At 56.0% G+C, this 5,533-nt stretch carries 7 protein-coding genes; 3 read left to right on the top strand and 4 right to left on the bottom strand.

Annotated elements, in window-relative coordinates; translation table 11 throughout:
• Nucleotides 1–84 precede the first annotated feature (84 nt).
• Nucleotides 85–426, top strand: coding sequence for a zinc ribbon domain-containing protein YjdM (locus tag AC1DSG_RS26910; protein ID WP_477793596.1), 342 nt, complete (start codon nucleotides 85–87; stop codon nucleotides 424–426).
• 208 nt (nucleotides 427–634) lie between these two features.
• Nucleotides 635–892 carry a PA4570 family protein gene (locus AC1DSG_RS26905; RefSeq protein ID WP_477793595.1) on the top strand — a complete coding sequence of 86 codons (258 nt, stop codon included), beginning with the start codon at nucleotides 635–637 and terminating at the stop codon, nucleotides 890–892.
• Nucleotides 893–1,022: 130 nt separating this feature from the next.
• Here the strand turns inward: AC1DSG_RS26905 and AC1DSG_RS26900 are convergent, their stop codons facing one another.
• From AC1DSG_RS26900 to AC1DSG_RS26890, 3 genes are all read right to left on the bottom strand, one after another.
• Nucleotides 1,023–1,640, bottom strand: a complete 618-nt coding sequence (locus AC1DSG_RS26900; protein WP_477793594.1) for an FKBP-type peptidyl-prolyl cis-trans isomerase — start codon at nucleotides 1,638–1,640, stop codon at nucleotides 1,023–1,025.
• 121 nt (nucleotides 1,641–1,761) lie between these two features.
• A complete protein-coding gene (locus AC1DSG_RS26895) occupies nucleotides 1,762–2,073 on the bottom strand; it encodes a DUF6482 family protein (RefSeq protein ID WP_477793593.1) in 312 nt (103 codons plus the stop codon).
• A 210-nt stretch (nucleotides 2,074–2,283) separates the two neighbouring features.
• Complete coding sequence (locus tag AC1DSG_RS26890; protein WP_007943976.1) at nucleotides 2,284–2,772, bottom strand: TIGR00645 family protein; 489 nt, start codon at nucleotides 2,770–2,772, stop codon at nucleotides 2,284–2,286.
• 171 nt (nucleotides 2,773–2,943) lie between these two features.
• Between AC1DSG_RS26890 and AC1DSG_RS26885 the strand changes: the two genes are divergently transcribed.
• Nucleotides 2,944–4,773: a hypothetical protein gene (locus tag AC1DSG_RS26885; RefSeq protein WP_477793592.1), complete on the top strand. Its 1,830-nt coding sequence runs from the start codon at nucleotides 2,944–2,946 to the stop codon at nucleotides 4,771–4,773.
• Between the two features lie 5 nt (nucleotides 4,774–4,778).
• On the opposite strand, the gene AC1DSG_RS26880 is transcribed toward AC1DSG_RS26885, so the two are convergent.
• Entirely contained in the window at nucleotides 4,779–5,120 is a 342-nt protein-coding gene (locus AC1DSG_RS26880) for a PA4575 family protein (RefSeq protein WP_007943974.1), read from the bottom strand.
• Nucleotides 5,121–5,533 lie beyond the last annotated feature (413 nt).

Raw genomic sequence — 5,533 nt, 5'->3', positions numbered from 1 at the left:
CCACAGGGACCGCGCTRCCCCACCTCCCACCTAAAACCCTATATAATGTGCGCTTTTTAGCCATCCTGAATTCAAGGAGCTTTAGTGAGCACGTTGCCACCCTGCCCAAAATGCAATTCCGAATACACCTATGAAGACGGTGCACAGCTGATCTGCCCCGAGTGCGCGCACGAATGGTCCGCCAGCGGCGAAGCCGAAGTGGCGTCCGATGACACCGTGAAAAAGGATTCGGTCGGCAATGTCCTGCAGGACGGCGATACCATCACCGTGATCAAGGACCTCAAGGTCAAAGGCACGTCGCTGGTGGTCAAGGTCGGCACCAAGGTCAAGAACATCCGTCTGTGCGATGGCGATCACGACATCGACTGCAAGATCGACGGCATCGGCCCGATGAAGCTCAAATCCGAGTTCGTCAGAAAAGCCTGAATCTTCTGTATTCCATCCCGCGCCCTGCGTGGGATGGTGCTTCGCCCTCCTCCCGCTTCATCCCGTCTGCACGCGCAATAGCCAAACGCCAGCCGTTTTGACCTGACGCAATCTTTACCCAGAAAAAATCCCAATCCGCCAATAGACCCTTGCTATTTGATGAATAAGAATTATTCTCATTGAAAGCCAACCAATGGAGATGAGAACCATGACTTATTTGATCGATGCCTGGCTGGACCGCCCACACCCTTACCTCAGGATCCTGCATCGGGAAACCGGGGAAATCTGTGCGGTGCTTGAAGAAGAAGCCTTGAGCGAACTGCAGGATCAGGGGGATCTGGACGTCAGCGACTTGAGTTCCAGCGAGCCGGTGGTGCTCAAGGAACAGGTGCGTAATGTGTTTCTGTTCTGCTACGCCCGGGCGTTGCGCCCGTCGAGTGAACTGCACCACAAGATCGAAATATGAGACTGCACAAAGAACTGTGGGAGCGAGCCTGCTCGCGATAGCATCACTGCGGCTTCACAGGAAAACCGAGATGACCGCATCGCGAGCAGGCTCGCTCCCACATTAGCCCGATGTGATATCGGACCGGGTATTACAGAACGTCGAGCAGTTCGACGTCGAATACCAGTACGCTGTGCGGCGGAATGCTGCCAACGCCTTGAGCGCCGTAAGCCAACTCGCTCGGCACGTACAGACGCCATTTGCTGCCGGCGTTCATCAGTTGCAGGGCTTCGGTCCAGCCAGCGATCACGCCGCCAACCGGGAATTCTGCCGGCTCGCCGCGCTCGTAGGAGCTGTCGAACACAGTACCGTCGATCAGGGTGCCGTGGTAGTGAGTGCGCACTTGATCTTCACGGGTTGGCTTGGCGCCGTCACCGGCAGTCAGCACTTCGAATTGCAGGCCGGAAGCCAAGGTGGTGATGCCTTCACGCTTGGCGTTTTCAGCCAGGAAGGCCAGGCCTTCGCCAGCAGCGGCTTGAGCTTTGGCAGCGGCTTCGGCTTGCATGATTTCGCGGATCACCTTGAAGCTCGCGCCCATCGCTTCCTGGTCAACACGGCTTTCCTTGCCGTTGAAGGCGTCAGTCAGGCCAGCCAGGATCGCGTCCAGGCTAACGCCCGGTGGCGGGTTGTCGCGCAGTTGGTCGCCCAGCTGACGGCCAATACCGTAGCTGACGCGAGTTTCGTCGGTGGACAGATTTACTTCGGACATGACATTGCTCCGCTGTGCGGACGGCTCAGGAACTTGCCGTGCTCGCACAGCGCATCCCGGAGCGCCCGGAATCAAAAGGGCCAGCAGACTAGCACAGATGTCATTGCGTTGATGAGAGCCGTCAGAGATGCCAGGCAGAACGGAAGGCTATCGGCACCTTCAGGCTTTCCCCCACGATTGCACCCAGCCCGCACATTTCATCATGTACCGAGGCGTGAACAAGGTTGAAAGGCAAGGAAGGGAAGGCATGAAGCACTTGCCGTGCGTGCTCGACCGAGCGCAGTTGAAGCATTTGGTCGTGGGCATCACTCAGCGGATACGCGGCACCATGCATGCGCGCCTCCAGCAGGTAGATCCCGCCCTCCATGGAGATCAGGTTCAACTCATCGACTTTCCCTGCGATGGCATAAGCGCGTAGTTCAACAAGGTTCATGAATGCACCTCAAACAGTGGCGAGCCAAGACTACTTACAGGGATAGGCTTCGGCGCATCAAAGTACAAGCCAGTAATCACACCACCTGTCCGGTTCGACCAAATACCCTGYAGGAGCCTGGCTTGCCAGCGATGGCATCAACTCAGTCTGACGATAAACCGCGGTGATGCCATCGCTGGCAAGYCAGGCTCCTACAGGGGGCTGTACAGATCAGTGCTTGGTCAGCTTGTCCAGATAGCCCATCGCAAACGCCGACACCACGAACGTCATGTGAATGATCACATACCACTTCAAATGTTCAGGATCGACGTTCTTGGCGTCCATGAAGATCCGCAACAGGTGGATGGAGGAAATCGCCACAATGGAAGCGGCCACTTTCATCTTCAGCGAAGACGAATCCATGGTGCCCAACCAGTTGAGCTTTTCCTTGCTGTCATCAATATCCAATTGAGAAACGAAGTTCTCGTAACCGGAAATCATCACCATCACCAGCAAACCGCCCACCAGCGCCATGTCGATCAGCGACAACAACACCAGAATCAGATCCGACTCTGCCATCGAGAAGACGTTAGGGATAACGTGAAAAACTTCCTGGAAGAACTTCAGCGCCAGCGCCAGCAGACCAAGGGATAGCCCGAAGTAGATCGGTGCCAGCAGCCAGCGGGAGGCGTACATTGCATTTTCGATAAAGCGTTCCATTGAATCTCACACGTGGGTTGAAAATGGCCGCGAGTATACCAGCCACCTGTGTATACCCAGAAGCAGCCAGAAACCGTCGAAAAATCCGCTACATGCGCCTGTGTCACAAAGTTTTTCTGCTAGTGTCCAGACTATTGACCGCTCAGCAACGTCGGACAGGAAGACTGGAAAATGGATGTGCGATTGCCTTTAACGAGTACCGGCATTTGCCTGATCCTGCTGATGAGCGGCTGCTCGCCCAGCGAGGATGAGCGTCAGGTCAGCCTCGAGAAAAAAACCGCACAGTTCGAGCAATCGCTGGATCAGATCCAGGACCCGAAGCTCAAGGACGCGGTCTCTGAACTCGGCGGCTCACTCTTGTTGCTCGAACGTGCGCAACTCAAGCTCGACAGTAAACCGGTGGAAACCGAATACGGCGAAGACGCCCTCGCCTTGCTCAAGCACTACCCCACGCCCCAGGCTCTGGTCGACACCTACATCAATGGACTGTTCGTGCTGCACAAGGATTCCAGCTCCGATTACCTGACCGATCTGCAACCGGTATTCCCCTTCAACTTCAGTATTCCGGCGGCGTTCCTTTTCCCCCATGGCCTGGAATGGCAATCGGTGACACTGAACAACAAACGGGTCATCCCCTTCCAGCCCGAATGGTCGGAAACCGATCCCGGCATCCAGTTCAGCCCGTCGAGCTCCAACCTGACCAGCCCCGATGACCTGACGGTGGCCTACCCCTTCATCAACGGCCTGGATGTCGACAAAAAAAACCAGCCGCAACCGGTGAGCCTGCAGGGCAAAGTCGAAATGATTGCGCCGCGCCGGCTCTACAGCTTCGATCTGACCAAAAAGGACGTCGGCCAGACGCGCACCAACGACAACCTCAGCGTCACCCTGTTGAAGCTTGAAAAGAACTACGCCGAAATTGAATACAGCAACAGCGCGCCACTGTCCCCCGAAGTCGCTGAAACCCGGTTGATCCCACTGATTGTTCAGGCCAAAGACACCACAGGGCAATTTCTCTCACGCGCAGGCTCGATCAACGAAGCCGCCACGCAAATTGCCTTCTATCAAAAACAACTGACGAAAATGCAGCAGCAGAAGACCTGGAGCGAGGCCTTCGAACAACAGCTCAATGAAGAACAGCGCACATTCGAGCAGCAGCAGGGACGGCAATATTCCAAAGTGTACTTCAACGGGCCGATCGAGACCCTTGAGGTCAGTCTGCTGGACTTCTCGGAGGCTACCGTAACCCGTAAAGACCTCAACCTGCCGATACGCCGATTCGACCCGCACACCACGGAAAAAACCATCCCGCCACTGACCTTACCGGTAGTGGTGTATGACGATCAGACGGCGAACTGGCTCAAGGGCGCGACACTGAGGGAGGAGCAGCTGAAAAAAAGCATCAAAATCAATCAGTCGGTGGAGGACCCTAGCGCCGCGCGCATCGAATTCGATCACCCCAGAAGTTTCAATGACGAGTTGCTCGGCAGCACCTTCAGTCCTGGCGATAGCCCGCTCAGTTTTTTTACCGCGGACAGTAGCGGCAAACGCGATGAGCCGATCGAACTGCCATCGCAGGCGTATCAGGTCGACCCTCTGCGCGGCACCATCACCTACGATCTGAACCTGTTTGCGCAAACGCCGGCGTATGCAGTGGGCTCCATGCCGTTGTTTCTGGCCACGATCGAGAAACAGACGTTCGACACCCGGAAATTGCCCAAGGGCCTGGAACTCAAAGGCAATGCGCTGGTGGTGAATGTAAAGCTGTTTCCTGCGCAGGACTGGCGATTTTTCGCCAAGGACGACAGCGGGAACTACCTGAAAGAGATTCTTGCGGTCACCCATGACGCAAGCGCCGAAGGCCCGGCGTTATTCGAGGTGCATTACTTTTATGGTCAGCCGACACACCTGGAAAGCTATCAGCGCACCGAACTGACCACTGTGCAATATGGTTTCGAGGTCAAACTGGCCACAACTGATCCAAGTGAACTTGATCAATAACCCGTTCAGTGATCGGGCCGGTATTCGAAGCCACCGAGATTACGGCAACGGCCACCGTTGATTTCCCGCAGTTGGGCTTGCAGGTGCAGGCACCAGATTTGTGGATCGTCTGCCAGTTCGTAGCCGTGCAAGGTCAGGCTTTCAACGATGGTGTCGAGGATTGATTCGGCCACGACAGGGCCATGAAACGGGCCTTGCGCCTTGATGGCCGAGGGCTGCTCGCCGGCCATCCCGGCGGCGAAGAGCAAGGTCCACATGCCCGTATCTCCCGCCAAAGGGCGGATGGCACACTCGATACGGGTTACAAGGCCCAGGCATTGACGGGTGAGACAGAGGTTGCGCGACATGGCGGCGACCCTCGGTAGATCCGGTATTCAGCCCCCACAGAGGGGCTGTCTCGTTCCAGTGATTACTGTCGATATCCTTGAGCAGAGAATAGAAGAAAAGTCCGCCCCGTACGTCAGGCGAGACCAGAAGGCGCCGAATGGTCGTTATGTAAGTTGACGTCAGAGTGATGGCACTCTTTCATGTTGCACCCGATACAAATGTGGGAGCGAGCCTGCTCGCGATGAGGCACTGACATCCAACCTCTCTGTTGTCTGAAAGACCGCAATCGCGAGCAGGCTCGCTCCCACATTTGTATCGGGTGCAACATGAAAGAGTGCCATCACTCTGACGTCAACTTACATAACGACCATTCGGCGCCTTCTGGTCTCGCCTGACGTACGGGGCGGACTTTTCTTCTATTCTCTGCTCAAGG

The organism is Pseudomonas sp. P5_A12 (genome assembly GCF_056400685.1).
The sequence above is the reverse complement of the archived record's forward strand: the minus strand, read 5'-3'. Positions and strand labels throughout refer to the sequence as shown.

Bases quoted from the DNA above. Each gene is read 5' to 3' on its own strand.
- AC1DSG_RS26905 (WP_477793595.1), top strand. From the start codon at position 635: ATGACTTATTTGATCGATGCCTGGCTGGACCGCCCACACCCTTACCTC.
- AC1DSG_RS26900 (WP_477793594.1), bottom strand. From the start codon at position 1,640: ATGTCCGAAGTAAATCTGTCCACCGACGAAACTCGCGTCAGCTACGGT.
- AC1DSG_RS26895 (WP_477793593.1), bottom strand. From the start codon at position 2,073: ATGAACCTTGTTGAACTACGCGCTTATGCCATCGCAGGGAAAGTCGAT.
- AC1DSG_RS26890 (WP_007943976.1), bottom strand. From the start codon at position 2,772: ATGGAACGCTTTATCGAAAATGCAATGTACGCCTCCCGCTGGCTGCTG.
- AC1DSG_RS26885 (WP_477793592.1), top strand. From the start codon at position 2,944: ATGGATGTGCGATTGCCTTTAACGAGTACCGGCATTTGCCTGATCCTG.
- AC1DSG_RS26880 (WP_007943974.1), bottom strand. From the start codon at position 5,120: ATGTCGCGCAACCTCTGTCTCACCCGTCAATGCCTGGGCCTTGTAACC.